Here is a 14,674-nt window from a genome sequence, read left to right as displayed (position 1 = left end):
TACCACTCGCCGGGCGCGGATCACTCGCGGGCCGCGGATCACTCGCCGGGCGCGGATCATTTGCGCGGCGCGGATCACTTGCCGGGCGCGGATCGCTCGCCGGGCGCGGATCGCTCGTGGGGAGCAGATCGGCAGCCGAAGACGGATCGGCCGCGGGGCGCGGATCGCTCGGGGCGGGCGCACCGGCCGGGGCGGCCGCGGAACCCGGGCCAACGCGGGTCGCCGCCGGGCGCGAGCCGGGGCGCGAAGAGCCCTTGCGCTTCGTGGTCACGATGACCCGAGTTCCTGGGCTGGGCCGCCGCCCAGCGCCGTCGTCTCCAGCACCGCCACCGGGACCTTGCGCGGCTCGGGCGGGCGGGGCGCGTCCACGTCGAGGCCGGCGAAGAGGTCCTCTTCCCAGCCGTGCGGGCCCACGCCGGGTCCCTTCGCGCCGCGCGCCAGCTGGTAGTACTCGACGCCCATGAACTCGGCGCCGAAGTTGCCCGCGATCGAGAACAGCCAGGACGACGGCGGGATCTGCGTAGCGTGCGCCTTCAGGGCGGCGGTCTTCTCCTCCGCGTACTCATGGGCGTCCACCCGCGCGGCGATGTCCGCGTCCGCGGTGCCGAAGGGCAGGTCCTCGGGCTTCTCGATGTCCGCGAACGGGTTGTCGGAGGAGCCGCGGAACTCGCGCATGCCGGCTTCCAGCACGCTGCGGGGCACCGCCGTCCAGTACACCTTCCGGGGTGCGATCCCCTCCGCGTCGGCGAGCTCGACGGCGCGGGTCAGCACGCGGTGCGCCTGGATGTGGTCGGGGTGGCCGTAGAAGCCGTTGGGGTCGTAGGTGACGGCCACCTGCGGGCGCGTCTCGCGGATCACCTCGAGCAGCTCGCGCGCGGCGGCGTCGAGGTCGGCGCCCCAGAAGGCGCGCGGGTGCTTGTTGGCTGGGGTATCCATCATGCCGGAGTCCCGGTAGCGACCCGCGCCGCCGAGGAAGCGGTGGTCGCTCACCCCCAGGTGGCGGCAGGCGCGCTCGAGCTCGGCGATGCGATACCCACCGAGCTGGTCGCCCGCCGCGGCGGCGATCCCGGCCAGCGCCGGCACGTGGATCTCACCCTCCTCACCCAGCGTGCAGGTGACCAGGGTGACCTGGGCGCCGTCGGCCGCGTAGCGGGCCATCGTGGCTCCGGTCCCCATCGACTCGTCGTCGGGGTGTGCATGGACGAACAGGATGCTCCGTGCGCTCACGTGGGCAACTCTACGGCGTACCACCGACAGTTCTTTCAACCGCCACGTTCTGTGTAATCGGACAGACACCCAGAGTGACGTGGGTTGGCAATCACATGACAATCCGGCGGGCACGAGTCAACATTCCGGGGTGGACTATCCGGAGTTGGCCGCACGAACCCGTCGTTTCTCCTGCGGCGCGCCCCGCGCAGTCACGGTGAGCTCGGACGGCGCGCGGGTGATCTTCCTGCGCTCATCGGGCCCCGAGGACCCGAGCGACGCGCTGTGGGTCTTCGACGTCGCCGCACGCACCGAGCGCTGCCTGGCCGACCCCGCGACGCTGCTGCGCGACCAGCCCGACCTGCCGCCTGCCGAGCGGGCACTGCGTGAGCGGCTGCGGCTCTCGGCCGGCGGCATCGGCTCGTTCGCCCTCGACGGGGCCGGCGTGCTCGCCGTCTTCGCGCTCGGCGGGCGGCTCTTCCGCGCCGACCTGCTCACCGGCGACGTCGACGAGCTCGACACCGCCGGCCCGGTGGTCGACCCGCGGCTCGACCCGACCGGGCGCCGCATCGCCTACGTCACCGGCGGCGCGCTGCGCATCATCGACGAGAACGGCCACGACAGCGTCCTCGCCGGCGAGGAGGGGGTGACCTGGGGCCTCGCCGAGTTCATCGGCGCCGAGGAGTTCCACCGCTTCCGGGGGTACTGGTGGTCGCCCGACGGCCGCAGCGTCCTCACGGCCCGCGTGGACGAGTCGCGCGTGCCCCGTTGGCACCTGCACGACCCCTCGTTGCCGGAGCAGCCGCCGACCACGATCGCCTACCCGCACGCCGGGGCCACCAACGCCAAGGTCACGCTGCACGTGCTGGACCTCGACGGCGGCTGGGTCGACGTGCACTGGGACCGGGAGACCTATCCGTACCTGGTCGCCGCGAGCTGGTCCGAGCAGGGCGGCCCGCTGCTCGCGGTGCTGCGCCGCCTGCAGCAGCACGGCCTCGTGATCGCGGTCGACCCGCGCACCGGCGAGACGCAGGTCCACGCGGAGCTCGCCGACCCGCGCTGGGTCGAGCCGGTGCCGGGCACGCCGGCTCACCTCGCCGACGGCCGGGTGCTGGTCGGTGGCGAGCTCGCGCACGACGGCTACGACGCGCGCTGCCTGTTCGCCGACGGCAGCCTCATCACACCCCCCAGCTTGTACGTCAGGAGGGTGGCCGGCCGCCTCGACGGCGACCTGATCGTCGAAGCCAGCGACGGGGAGCCCAGCGAGCAGCACATCTTCCACGTCCCGGTCACACAGTCCAGCCCGCGCGCGACGAAGCTGACGAGCGAGCCGGGCTGGCACCAGGCCCAGGCGGCCGGCCGGACAGTGGTCATCGGCTCGCAGACCCTGGAGAGCAGCGGGTGGACGTACACCATCATCCATAACGGCGAAACGGTCGGAGAGATCCCGTCGCTCGCCGCGCAGGCGCCCTATGCGCCGAGGCCCGCGCTCGAACGGGTCACCGACCGGCGGATTCCGGCCGGGGTGCTCTATCCGCGCAGCCACGTCGCCGGCCGCAAGCTACCCGTGCTCGTAGCGATCTACGGCGGCCCCGGCCACCAGGAGGTCATGGCCGTTCGCTCCCGCTGGCTGGAGAAGCAGTGGTGGGCCGACCAGGGATTCGCCGTCGTGACCATCGACAACCGTGGAACCCCCGGCGTGGCGCCCAGCTACGACAAGGCCATCCACCGCCGCTTCTCCGACGTGATCCTCACCGACCAGGCGGACGCGCTGGAGGCCCTCGCCGACAAGCACCCCGACCTCGACCTCGGGCGCGTCGCGATCCGCGGCTGGTCCTTCGGCGGCTGGCTGTCGGCGCTGGGCGTGCTGCGGCGCCCGGACGTGTACCACTGCGCGGTCGTCGGTGCCCCCGTGACCGACTGGAGCCTCTACGACACCGCCTACACGGAGCGGTATCTCGGCCTGCCCGCCGACGCCCCGGACGTGTACGCGCACAACTCGCTGCTGGAGCTCGCCGCCGAGCCGCCAGTGCGCCCCGACGACGCCCGCCCGATGCTGCTCGTGCACGGCATGGTCGACGACAACGTGGTCGCCGCGCACACCCTGCGCCTGTCGGCCGCCCTGCTCGCCTCCGGCCGCCCGCACTCGATGATCCCGCTCACCGGCGCCACGCACATGGCGGCGGGCGGCCTCGCCGAGCGCCTGCTGCGCATCGAGCTCGACTTCATCCGGAGGTCGCTTGGCTGAGCAGCGCTTCCCTATCGAGCCGCCAGGCTGATCACGACGTCTCCCCCGAGCCGCCCGCCTTCGGGGGAACGCGTGACCGCGCCCGCATGCAGCAGCGCGGCGACGACCTTCTGGGCATCGATCGCGCGGTACACCGTGTCGGTCAGCGCGAACCGCTTGAGCTCCGTGACCGTCATCCCGCCGTCGCGCAGCCGCAGCAGAATCTCGCGCCGCAGTGCGCCCGGGTTCGGCTCGAGCGAGATGTCCATGAGGTGCCCTTCGGGGTCCTGCGGGTCGCGGTAGCGCACGCCCGCGTACTCGTCGAGCGCCCAAAGCTCGGTCTTGAACGCCTCGAGACTCTTGCCCGACCGCGTGCCAAACCCCACGAGCAGTTCCGCATTCCCTTCGACCAACTCGACGCCGGCCGTCAGCTCCAGCCCCGCTTCGCGCAGTTCCGAGCGCTGCGCGGACCAGGTCCCGGCGGGGGCGGTGAGGAGTACCGTCGCCGCGGAAAAGCTCTTCTCAACCGTTTCGTCGACAACTGCGAGCAGCGGCCCACTGGCGGCCCCCGCCGCTTTCAGCACGGCTTTGATATCGCCTCCGGGCACGAGGTGAACCGCCATTTCCGCGGGTGTACCCATTTCCCGCTGAACGTTCTCCACCGCCGCCCGCAACGCCTCGACCCCAGGCGCCACGAACAACAGCGTGAGCCGCCCCCGCAGCCGATCCCCGAACTCCGCAAACGCCCGAACCGCCCCCACCGCGCCCTCGTGATCGACCCCGCGCCGCGAGCAGTAGAGAAATGTCGCTCCGTGCGCAGTGTGCAGATTCCCGGGCGCCCACGTGTCCACACAGCGCACAAGCAGTTCCCGCGTGACCCCAGGTATCGACATGCCGCCCTTCCCGCCTGCTCGCTGGGCGATTCGCCACCCACATCCGCAGCGTCCATCTTCTCAGAACGCAGTACGTGCGGCCCAGAGCCGACCTGCCACGGCATGCCGCCATCGGCTACCGTGACTGCGTCGATGCGCAACGGCGAACGGGAGGCACCGTGGCGGGCGGAGACGGATTCAAGATCGACACTGCCGGAGTCGCCGAGTTCAATGCTCAGCTCCAGGCCAATGTCGACAAAACCATTGCGCCGGCCACCGAACGCATCAGGCAGGCGATGATGTCCTACCCGGTCTTCGGTCACCGCAGCGGCAGCCCGACGGTCCAGGCCGCGGCCACCAAATACTACGGCCAGATGCGGGACGCTGTTGCATTCCTCGACACGCTGGTGCACAACACGAACACCATCATCAAGGCCACGCAGGACGCCGTCGCCGCTTATCGGGCCGGCGACGATGTCTCCGCCGCGATGATGGCGCAGATCATCGGCAGTGCCGCGACAAAGACGACCAATGCGGAGGCCGAGGCCGCTCGGGTCGAGCACGACGGCGCCCTGTCCGATCTGCATCGAGGAGACCGGCAATGAGCGGGCCATACGACCGATGGCGGCTACCCGATCTGCTCCGGATGGTCGAGGCGGACTCGGAGGAAGCCACATCGGGGCACTTGAAGGCATGGCAGGACAAGCGCGACCTGCTGGCGTGGCAGAGGCAACGGCTGACCGAACTCGTGCACGAGTTGACAACCAGCTGGAATCCGCGACGGAGCGAGGCCGCCCAGGCACTCGTCGGCACGCTCACGGACATGATCGCCATCATCGACGCCGCTTCCGCTCGCGCCGCGTCAACGCTCAACACGCTCCAAGCGATCACCGATGCGATCGGCGACGCACGCAAAGAGCTGCAAACACTGGCCGGGCAGTACCACGACAAGGCTGCGGCGACGCGCGAGTTCAACAAACGCGCCATGCCATTTCTGCCCGACTCCCTGAATCCGGCGACGCCCGTCGTTCCATTGGCTGGGCTCGACTCGCTGGCTATGAAGCAGCACCAGGACGGCCTGGACGAGCGTGCCCGAGCCGCGATGAGCAGGGCCGACACGAACATCAGCGAGGCCGCCGCGGCGTTTCAGCCGATTCCGGTGTGGAGCCGATACTCCCAGGGCAATGTGTACGACCCGGTTGACGGTGGCCAGCCAGCAGAATCAACTGGCGGCGCCACACGCAGTCAGACCTTTGCGTCAGCTCCGGTGTTCAACCCGCCTGCACCTACCGTCCCGATCGGCGAAATCGCCGGCCCGGCCGCCAGTCCGCCAAACGACGAGGGGCCGATACTCACCGGTGACCCGACCTCACCTCCGTTGACGGTCGGATCGCCGGCTCCAAACGCGGGACCACCGTCTGGCATCGGCGTCACGCCACCGCCGGTGAGCACCGCCCCACCGACTTCGGCGCGATGGCTCACGAATATCGGCGTCGGGCAGGCGGTGATGCGTCCTGGCGGCGTCATCGGCGAGGAAGGCGCGACCGGGCGTCCGGCCGCGCGTGCGTTCTCTCCCGTCGACGGCGTTATCGGCGGTCGAGGTAGCCCGACGGGCCAGCGTGGAGCCATGCCGGTCGGCGGAGATTCGCATCGGCCTCAGCCGGGCCGCACTCGCTACCGAACGACCCGGGGAGTGATCGGCGGAGATCATGCCGAGGCAGCCGACGCGCATACCCGGGCCGGTGTATGGCGCGATCGGTCTTACGAGCGGTACACGGACTCGCACCGCGGGCGGGAGACCAGCGATCCCGACAATCCCTGGGAGGTGCGTCAGGGCGTACCGCCGGTACTCGAGGCGCCCCAGGCACCAGGGGAACACGACGCCGGCCCCGGCGTGATCGGCGTCGATCGGTGATCCTGCGCCGGGCAGCCGCGTCGGTCGCGACCGCGGTAGTAATCGTGGTGGGACTGCCGACCGTCGCGCGAGCCGACTCGGTCCGCGACCGGCAGTGGCATTTGCAGTTTCTGAACATCGCCGCAGCACAGCAGATCAGTCAGGGTAACGGCGTGGTCGTCGCCGTTACCGACTCCGGCGTCGATCCACGTTCGCCCGAGCTGCAGGCTGCGGTTGTGCCCGGCCTGACCAACGGAGGCGGAGAGACGGGCGACGGCCGGCAGGATGTGAACGGCCACGGCACGTCGATGGCATCGCTCATCGCCGCCCGCGGCAAGGGCGGCAACGATGGCGCGCTGGGCATCGCGCCCAAGGCGACGATCATGCCGATCCGGGTCCAGCTCGGTGCGCTCATGGCCGACCCGGCGTACCTGGGCCCGGGCATCGACTGGGCGGTCGACCATGGCGCCAAGGTCATCTCCATCTCCGCCGGCAGCTCCGAGGAGCCCACGACGAAGACCGCGATCGAACGCGCACTGGCGAAGGACGTCGTCGTCGTGGCCGCGGTCGGCAACACCACCGACACCACCACGGTCGCGTTCCCAGCAAAGCTCCCCGGCGTGCTGGCGGTCGCCGGCGTCGACCGCCAGGGCAACCACGCATCGATCTCGGCCGCCGGCCCGGAGACCGTGCTGTCGGCCCCGGCCGTCGACATCGTCTCCATCGGCCTCGACAGCCGGTACATGACCTCCAGCGGCACCAGCAACGCAACCGCCATCGTCGCCGGCGCCGTAGCGCTCGTCCGCGCCAAATACCCGCAACTCAGCGGGCCCGAAGTGGTCCGCCGCCTCACCTACACGGCCCAGGACAAGGGCGAGCCCGGGCGCGACCCGGTATACGGCTACGGAGTCGTCGATCCCCTCAAGGCACTGACCGCCGAGGTCCCGCCGGCGCCTTCCACCACGTCACCGCAGCCCTCGACGTCCCCTGAAACCTCCTCCGGAGGTGGGCGGCAGGTCGCGGCGATCGCGGCGATCAGCGCCGCCGCCGTGGTCATGGTGTTCATTTCGGTACTGCAGACGATCATCCGCAGCCGGCGGCGCCGAGGGTGAATCGTCGCGCCGGGGGTCGGGACGTCCGGGGTCAGAGTAGGTTCTGAGCCATGGCTGATGTGCTCGGCAACGACGAAGTTACCGCCGCGCTGGCGAAGCTCCCGGGCTGGTCCGGCGACGCGGAGGGGATCGAGCGGTCGGTGACCGCGGCCTCGTTCCTGGACGGGATCCGGCTCGTGGCGGAGGTTGCGCACGTCGCCGAGCAGGCCGACCACCACCCCGACATCGACATTCGGTGGCGGACGGTCACCTTCCGGCTGTCGACACACTCGGCGGGTGGGGTGACGGAGAAGGACATGGCGCTCGCGGGTCAGATCAACGAGTTGATCGGGTAGCCGGGCATCGACGTAGGGTCGAGTAGGCAAAAACTGTCGTACCCCCTCGGTACTGTCCAAGCATGACCCAATTCGACGTGGCAACCGCAGCGGTGGAGGCGGCTCTCGCGGCCGGGGCGCGGTATGCCGACGCCCGTGTGATGCACCGCCGGACCGAGTCGATGACGGCGCGCAACGGTGAGATCGAGGATCTCAGCCAGGATGAGGACGCCGGGGTGGGCGTGCGGGCGCTGGTGGGATCCAGCTGGGGATTTTTTGCGGTACCGGACCTGGGCGGCGATGCGGCGCGGCGGGCCGGCGAGCGGGCGACGGCGATCGCGCGGGCATCGGCGACGGTGCCGGGACCGGCGCTCGACCTGGTCGACATCGAGGCCAGGGTCGACTCGTGGGCGAGCGCTTGCGAGGTGGACCCGCTCGGGGTGGCGCTGTCGGTGAAGGGCGACCTGCTCACGGGTGCGACCGCCGAGGCGCACAAGGCGGGCGCGGACATCGCCGAGGGGCTGTATCAGATCTGGGACACGCGGAAATGGTTCGTGTCGTCGCAGGGACACCGCATCGACCAGCACATCCGGGAGTCGGGGGCGGGCATCTCGGCGACCGTCATCGGCGACGGTGAGACACAGCGGCGGTCCTATCCGTCCTATCGCGGGCAATACGGCACACGCGGCTGGGAGCTCGTCGACGAGCTGGACATCCCCTCGCACGCCACACGGATCGCCGAGGAGGCGCGCGCGCTGCTGTCGGCGCCGCAGTGCCCGGCGGGTGAGACGACGCTGATCCTGGGCAGCGAGCAGATGGCGCTGCAGATCCACGAGTCGGTGGGGCACGCGATCGAGCTGGACCGGATCCTCGGCTGGGAGGCGGCGTTCGCCGGGACCTCATGGCTCGACCTCGCCAAGCTCAACCAGCTCCGCTACGGGTCGGAGCTGATGAACATCACGATCGATCCGACGATCCCAGGGGCGCTGGGGTCGTTCGGGTACGACGACGAGGGCACCCCGGCGCGTCAGCGGTTCGCGGTGCGGGACGGGATCTGGGTGGGTGCGCTCGCCGGGCGGGACTCGGCGGCGGTGGCGGGGCTGGACTACGCGGGCAGCGTGCGCTCCGACGGATGGGCCCGGCTGCCGATGGTGCGCATGACCAACGTCGGGCTCCTGCCGGGCCCGCACACGCTGGACGAGATGATCGCGGCGACCGACGACGGCGTGCTGATGGACATGAACCGGTCCTGGTCGATCGACGACAAGCGGCTCAACTTCCAGTTCGGCTGCGAGATCGGCTGGGAGATCAAGAACGGCAAGCTCGGGCGGATGCTGCGCAACCCGACATATACGGGGATCGGCCCCCGGTTCTGGGGCTCGATGGACATGCTCGGCTCGGAGATGGTGTCGTGGGGCACGCCGAACTGCGGCAAGGGCCAGCCCGGCCAGATCGGGCACACCGGCCACCCGGCCGCGGCGGCCCGTTTCCAGAACGTCCGCGTGGGGGTCCGGGGATGAGCACGGCGATGACTGAGACCGACCTGGCGCAGCGCGTCCTCGAGCTGGTCGGAGCCGGGATCGAGGCCGAGGTGGCGGTGGAGCGGCACGCGCTGTCGCTGACCCGGTTCGCCAACTCCTACATCCACCAGAACGTCGCCGACGAAACGACGTCGGTGCGGCTGCGGCTGCACGCCGACGGGCGCACGGCCGCCACGACGACCACAGTGCTCGACGGGCTCGACGAGATGGTCCGGCGCACCGTCGAGGCGATGCGGCTGGCGCCGGCCGACCCGACGTGGCCGGGGCTCGCGCCGCCGGCGCCGCTCGCGTTCAACGGCAACGTCGACGAGGAGACCGCGGCGGCGTCGCCGGACGAGCGGGCGGGCCGGGTGCGGGCGTTCGTGCAGCAGGCCGAAGGGCTGGACACCGCCGGGTACTGCCGGACGTCCTCGACGCGGGTGGTGTACGCGAACTCGGCCGGGCAGCATCTCGCCGCAGCGCGGACGAGTGCGGCAATGGACGGCATCGCGCGGACCGCCACGTCGGACGGGCTGGGGCGGCTCGCGGCCGTGCGGATCGCCGACATCGACGGCGCGGTGCTCGGCGCGCGGGCGGCGGCCAAGGCCCGGGCCGGAGCCGATCCGGTCGAGCTGCCGCCGGGGCGCTACGAGGTGGTGCTCGAGCCGGCGGCGGTGGCGGACGTGCTGCAGATGCTCGCGATGTACGGGTTCAACGCCAAGATGGTGCTCGACCGGCAGTCCTTCCTGAAGCTGGGCGAGGCGCAGTTCGACCCCTCGGTGACGATGGTGGAGGACTCGGCGCTGCCGGACGCGACGGCGATCCCGTTCGACGCCGAAGGCACGCCGCGGCGCCGGGTGGTGCTGGTGGACCGGGGCGTGTCGAGCGCGGTGGTGCACGACCGGCGCACCGCGGCCCGGGCCGGGGAGGGCGCAGAGTCGACCGGGCACGCGCTCGCGGGCGGCGCCAGCTTCGGGGCGATCCCGACGAGCCTGCGGCTGCTGCCGACGGACGGGGGCGCGTCGGTGGAGGTGGACGGGCCCGCGGCGGACTCCTCGGTGGCGGCGCTGGTCGCCGGGGTCGAGCGCGGGCTGCTGGTGACGGACAACCACTACACGCGGGTGCTCGACCCGCGGACGCTGGTGGTCACCGGGCTGACACGCAACGGGGTCTGGCTGATCGAGGACGGGGTGATCACGACGCCGGTGCGGAACTTCCGGTTCACGCAGTCATACGCGCAGGCGCTCGGGCCGGGGGCGGTGCTCGGGATTGGGGCGCGGGCCGTGGAGCAGCCGGGGCCTTGGGCGGAGTCGGGGTTTGTGGCGCCGGCGGTGCGGTTGGCGTCTTGGAACTACACGGGGGGTGCTTCGGGGTGAGGTGCTCTTAGGGGCACGAGCGGGGGGCGGGGGCGCACGCCAACCTCTGCGTGAGGATCGGTTCGTGGGTGGCCAGGGAGGCGGCGTCCGTTCGCACCGCTTTCGGCCCGGCGCGGGTCGCGGTCATGGCGTCCGCGAATAACAGGCGACGTCCGAGGGCGGGGCGCGGTCACGGCGTCCGTACGCGCACCGCGGCGCCCGGCGCTGGGCGCGGTCATGACGTCCGCGAACAACGGTGCGCGGTCACTGCGTCAGTGAGCAGACGCGCCCGTGCCACCAATAACCGCCGCCGTTAACAAAAGGCCAGCACAACCAGCTCACAAGGCCCCAAGCGCCAACAACAACCAAGGGCACCCTTACCAGAGCACCACTACGCCCGGGAATGGTGAGGTCACAGGGGCGGGAGTGAAGTTCTCCACACGCGGTGGACGATTTTCCGGAAGGCCTTTCGGCGAGTGGCTGCCACACGCCAGACTCCCAACGCACGACGCTGCGGGATCGGGCGTAACGTGTGCACCGACCATAGATCGGTACATCGGAGAACTCTTCACCAGCCCGTCCAGGGAGTACTCACCATGACGACCACGCCTATCAGGCCTCGGTCAGTTTCCGGCGCGGGGGGCCGCGCTGCGATCAGCGCCAAGACATTGCGGACGGACGGGTGGCGGACTTCCCCGTTGGTCATCGCGGCGATTCTGCTCTTCTTCATCGTCTATTCGACGATCCGGATTTTCATGGCGAAGTGGTACTTCGTCCCGGAGCACGGCTACCTCACGCCGCTGTACTCGCCGTGTCTGAGTGACTCCTGTCAGGAGGGATCGTCGCACTTCGGGACGCCGTTCGGGGCGTTTCCGCGGTGGCTGCCGCTCGGGCTGGCGGCGTTCCCGTTCGTGGCCGGGTTCCGGGTGACGTGCTACTACTACCGCAAGAGCGGGTACCGCTCGCTGTGGCTGTCGCCGCAGGCGTGCGCGGTGCAGGAGCCGCACAAGAAGTACAGCGGCGAGACGCGTTTCCCGCTGGTCTTCATGAACTCGCACCGGTACTTCTTCTACGTGGCGTCGATCATCCTGTTGATCAACGTCTGGGACGCCTTCCACGCGTTCAAGGGGGCCGACGGCGGGTTCGGCATCGGGCTCGGGTCGCTGATCATCGTGGTCAACGTGATCGCGCTGGCCGGGTACACCGCCAGCTGCCACGCGTGCCGGCACGTGATGGGCGGGCGGCTCAAGCACTTCTCGAAGCACCCGGTGCGGTACCAGCTGTGGACGCTGATCTCCAAGCTCAACACCCGCCACGGCACGTTCGCGATGACGTCGCTGTTCACCGTGATCCTGACCGACGCGTACATCATGGCTGTGTCCGCGGGCTGGTTCACCGACCTTCGAATCTGGAATTAGGACCCCCCGATGACGAACATCGAGCGACACACCTACGACGTCGTGGTGATCGGCGCGGGCGGCGCCGGGCTGCGGGCCGCCATCGAGGCGCGGCTCGCGGGCAAGAAAACCGCCATCATCTCCAAGTCGCTGTTCGGCAAGGCGCACACGGTCATGGCCGAAGGTGGCGCCGCCGCGGCGATGGGCAACGTCAACGCGAACGACAACTGGCAGGTGCACTTCCGCGACACGATGCGCGGCGGCAAGTTCCTGAACAACTTCAGGATGGCCGAGCTGCACGCCAAGGAGGCGCCGGAGCGCATCTGGGAGCTGGAGACCTACGGCGCGCTGTTCGACCGTACGAAAGACGGCAAGATCAGCCAGCGCAACTTCGGCGGCCACGAGTACCCGCGGCTGGCGCACGTCGGCGACCGGACCGGCCTGGAGCTGATCCGCACGCTGCAGCAGAAGATCGTCTCGCTGCAGCAGGAGGACTACGCCGCGCACGGTGACTACGAGGCGCGGATCCGGGTCTTCCAGGAGTGCACGATCACCGAGCTGTTCATCGAGGACGGCGCGGTGGCCGGCGCGTTCGGCTACTACCGCGAGTCGGGCGAGTTCGTGCTGTTCGAGACGTCGGCGATCGTGCTGGCCACGGGCGGCGTGGGCAAGTCCTACAAGGTGACGTCGAACTCGTGGGAGTACACCGGAGACGGCCACGCCCTGGCGCTGCGCAGCGGCGCGACGCTGATCAACATGGAGTTCCTGCAGTTCCACCCGACCGGCATGGTCTGGCCGCCCTCGGTCAAGGGCATCCTCGTGACCGAGTCGGTGCGCGGCGACGGCGGCGTACTCAAGAACACCGAAGGCAAGCGGTTCATGTTCGACTACGTGCCGGACGTCTTCCGCAAGCAGTACGCGGAGACGGAGGAGGAGGCCGACCGCTGGTACTCCGACCCGGACAACAACCGGCGCCCGCCGGAGCTGCTGCCGCGTGACGAGGTGGCCCGGGCGATCAACAGCGAGGTCAAGGCCGGCCGCGGCACCAAGGCCGGCGGCGTGCTGCTCGACATCGCCTCCCGGCTCAAGCCGGAGCAGATCACTAAGCGGCTGCCCTCGATGTACCACCAGTTCAAGGAACTGGCCGACGTCGACATCACGAAGCAGCCAATGGAGGTCGGGCCGACCTGCCACTACGTGATGGGCGGCGTCGAGGTCGACGCCGACACCGCGGCGGCCGCGGTGACCGGGCTGTACGCGGCCGGCGAGGTGTCCGGCGGCATGCACGGCTCCAACCGGCTCGGCGGCAACTCGCTGTCCGACCTGCTGGTGTTCGGCAAGCGGGCGGGCGAGCACGCGGCGGCGCACGCGACCGAGACCAAGCGGCGCAAGCCGAGCGCGGCGGCGGTCGAGGCGGCCGTGGAGACGGCGCTGGCCCCGCTGCAGCGCGGCGAGGGCGGCGAGAACCCGTACACGCTGCACCATGAGCTGCAGGACATCATGGGCACGCTGGTCGGCATCATCCGCCGCGAGGGCGAGCTGCGCGACTCGCTCGTGCGCCTGGCCGAGCTCAAGGAGCGGGTCAAGAAGGTGGGCGCCACGGGCGGCCGGCGGTACAACCCGGGCTGGCACCTGGCCCTCGACCTGCGCAACATGCTCGTCGTGTCGGAGTGCACCGCGAAGGCGGCCCTGGAGCGCACGGAGTCGCGCGGCGGCCACACCCGCGAGGACCACCCGAAGATGGACCCGAACTGGCGCCGCGTCAACCTGGTCTGCTCGCTCGAGGGCGAGGACGTCCGCCTGGAGCACCAGCCGCTGCCGGTGATGCGCCCGGAGCTCCAGTCCCTGTTCGAGCGCAGTGAGCTGGCCAAGTACATGACCGACGAGGAGCTGTGATGGGTACCAAGCGCCACTTCCGCGTCTGGCGCGGCGACGACACGGGCGGCTCGCTGGAGGACTTCCAGGTGGAGGTCAACGAGGGCGAGGTCGTGCTCGACGTCATCCATCGGCTGCAGGCCACGCAGACGCCCGACCTCGCGGTCCGCTGGAACTGCAAGGCCGGCAAGTGCGGCTCCTGCTCGATGGAGATCAACGGCAAGCCGCGCCTGGGCTGCATGACGCGCATGTCGACGTTCGGCGACAGCGAGACCGTCACCGTCACGCCGCTGCGCACGTTCCCGGTCATCCGTGACCTCGTCACGAACGTGAACTTCAACTACCAGAAGGCCCGGGAGCTGCCGGCCTTCGCGCCGCCGAAGAACGTCGAGCCCGGCGAGTACCGGATGCAGCAGGTCGACGTGGAGCGCTCGCAGGAGTTCCGCAAGTGCATCGAGTGCTACCTGTGCCAGAACGTGTGTCACGTGGTCCGCGACCACGAGGAGAACAAGCAGGCCTTCTCCGGCCCGCGGTTCTTCATCCGGGCCGCGGAGCTCGACATGCACCCGCTGGACGCGCGCAACGACCGCAAGGAGCTCGCGCAGGCGGAGCAGGGCCTCGGCTACTGCAACATCACCAAGTGCTGCACCGAAGTGTGCCCGGAGCACATCAAGATCACTGATAATGCGATCATTCCCATGAAGGAACGCGTTGTCGATCGGAGGTACGACCCCGTGACCTGGCTCGGACGCAAGATCTTCCGCCGTGACCAGCTGGACGAGCCGGCCCTGGCGCACACCTCGAATTCGTCGGGCGCGGCGGACACCGGCGCGCACTGGAGCCAGCAGGGCCCGGTCCCGCAGGAGCCGGCCGTCGGCACGGACGGCAAGCTGACCGTCGCC

11 protein-coding genes and 1 pseudogene are annotated in these 14,674 nt (G+C 70.2%); 10 read left to right on the top strand and 2 right to left on the bottom strand.

The annotated features are described in order from the left end of the window. Positions 1-267 precede the first annotated feature (267 nt). Positions 268-1,227 (bottom strand): N-acetyl-1-D-myo-inositol-2-amino-2-deoxy-alpha-D-glucopyranoside deacetylase, encoded by a 960-nt coding sequence (gene mshB / locus ABD901_RS12110; RefSeq protein ID WP_345124499.1) that lies wholly within the window; start codon positions 1,225-1,227, stop codon positions 268-270. Positions 1,228-1,357: 130 nt separating this feature from the next. On the opposite strand from mshB, the gene ABD901_RS12105 reads away from it, so the two are divergent. Next, positions 1,358-3,454: a S9 family peptidase gene (locus tag ABD901_RS12105; protein ID WP_345124497.1), complete on the top strand. Its 2,097-nt coding sequence runs from the start codon at positions 1,358-1,360 to the stop codon at positions 3,452-3,454. 11 nt (positions 3,455-3,465) lie between these two features. Here the strand turns inward: ABD901_RS12105 and ABD901_RS12100 are convergent, their stop codons facing one another. Next, complete coding sequence (locus ABD901_RS12100; RefSeq protein WP_345124495.1) at positions 3,466-4,284, bottom strand: hypothetical protein; 819 nt, start codon at positions 4,282-4,284, stop codon at positions 3,466-3,468. A gap of 200 nt (positions 4,285-4,484) precedes the next feature. Between ABD901_RS12100 and ABD901_RS12095 the strand changes: the two genes are divergently transcribed. The 9 genes and pseudogenes from ABD901_RS12095 to ABD901_RS12055 form a co-directional block, all read left to right on the top strand. Beyond that, positions 4,485-4,910 (top strand): hypothetical protein, encoded by a 426-nt coding sequence (locus ABD901_RS12095; protein WP_345124493.1) that lies wholly within the window; start codon positions 4,485-4,487, stop codon positions 4,908-4,910. Continuing rightward, positions 4,907-6,220, top strand: a complete 1,314-nt coding sequence (locus ABD901_RS12090) for a hypothetical protein (RefSeq protein WP_345124491.1) — start codon at positions 4,907-4,909, stop codon at positions 6,218-6,220. The genes ABD901_RS12095 and ABD901_RS12090 overlap by 4 nt, the downstream gene beginning before the upstream one ends. Before the next feature lie 44 nt (positions 6,221-6,264). Continuing rightward, positions 6,265-7,311, top strand: coding sequence for a type VII secretion-associated serine protease mycosin (gene mycP / locus ABD901_RS12085; RefSeq protein ID WP_345124489.1), 1,047 nt, complete (start codon positions 6,265-6,267; stop codon positions 7,309-7,311). A 50-nt stretch (positions 7,312-7,361) separates the two neighbouring features. Continuing rightward, on the top strand, positions 7,362-7,646 hold the full coding sequence (locus ABD901_RS12080) for a 4a-hydroxytetrahydrobiopterin dehydratase (RefSeq protein ID WP_345124487.1): 285 nt from the start codon (positions 7,362-7,364) through the stop codon (positions 7,644-7,646). A 62-nt stretch (positions 7,647-7,708) separates the two neighbouring features. Further along, positions 7,709-9,145 (top strand): TldD/PmbA family protein, encoded by a 1,437-nt coding sequence (locus ABD901_RS12075; protein ID WP_345124486.1) that lies wholly within the window; start codon positions 7,709-7,711, stop codon positions 9,143-9,145. A gap of 8 nt (positions 9,146-9,153) precedes the next feature. After that, on the top strand, positions 9,154-10,521 hold the full coding sequence (locus ABD901_RS12070; protein WP_380136924.1) for a TldD/PmbA family protein: 1,368 nt from the start codon (positions 9,154-9,156) through the stop codon (positions 10,519-10,521). A gap of 575 nt (positions 10,522-11,096) precedes the next feature. Then, a complete protein-coding gene (locus tag ABD901_RS12065; RefSeq protein ID WP_345124483.1) occupies positions 11,097-11,918 on the top strand; it encodes a hypothetical protein in 822 nt (273 codons plus the stop codon). Positions 11,919-11,927: 9 nt separating this feature from the next. Beyond that, the gene (locus ABD901_RS12060) at positions 11,928-13,793 is read left to right on the top strand and encodes a fumarate reductase/succinate dehydrogenase flavoprotein subunit (protein ID WP_345124481.1); all 1,866 of its coding nucleotides are present in this window, start codon (positions 11,928-11,930) and stop codon (positions 13,791-13,793) included. Further along, positions 13,793-14,546: pseudogene (locus tag ABD901_RS12055) on the top strand (succinate dehydrogenase/fumarate reductase iron-sulfur subunit); the annotation flags it as partial. The gene ABD901_RS12060 and the pseudogene ABD901_RS12055, both read left to right, overlap by 1 nt. Positions 14,547-14,674 lie beyond the last annotated feature (128 nt).

The sequence above is a fragment of the Dactylosporangium darangshiense genome (assembly GCF_039537565.1).
Classification (GTDB): Bacteria; Actinomycetota; Actinomycetes; order Mycobacteriales; family Micromonosporaceae; genus Dactylosporangium; species Dactylosporangium darangshiense.
This window is presented reverse-complemented; position numbering and strand designations above follow the sequence as displayed.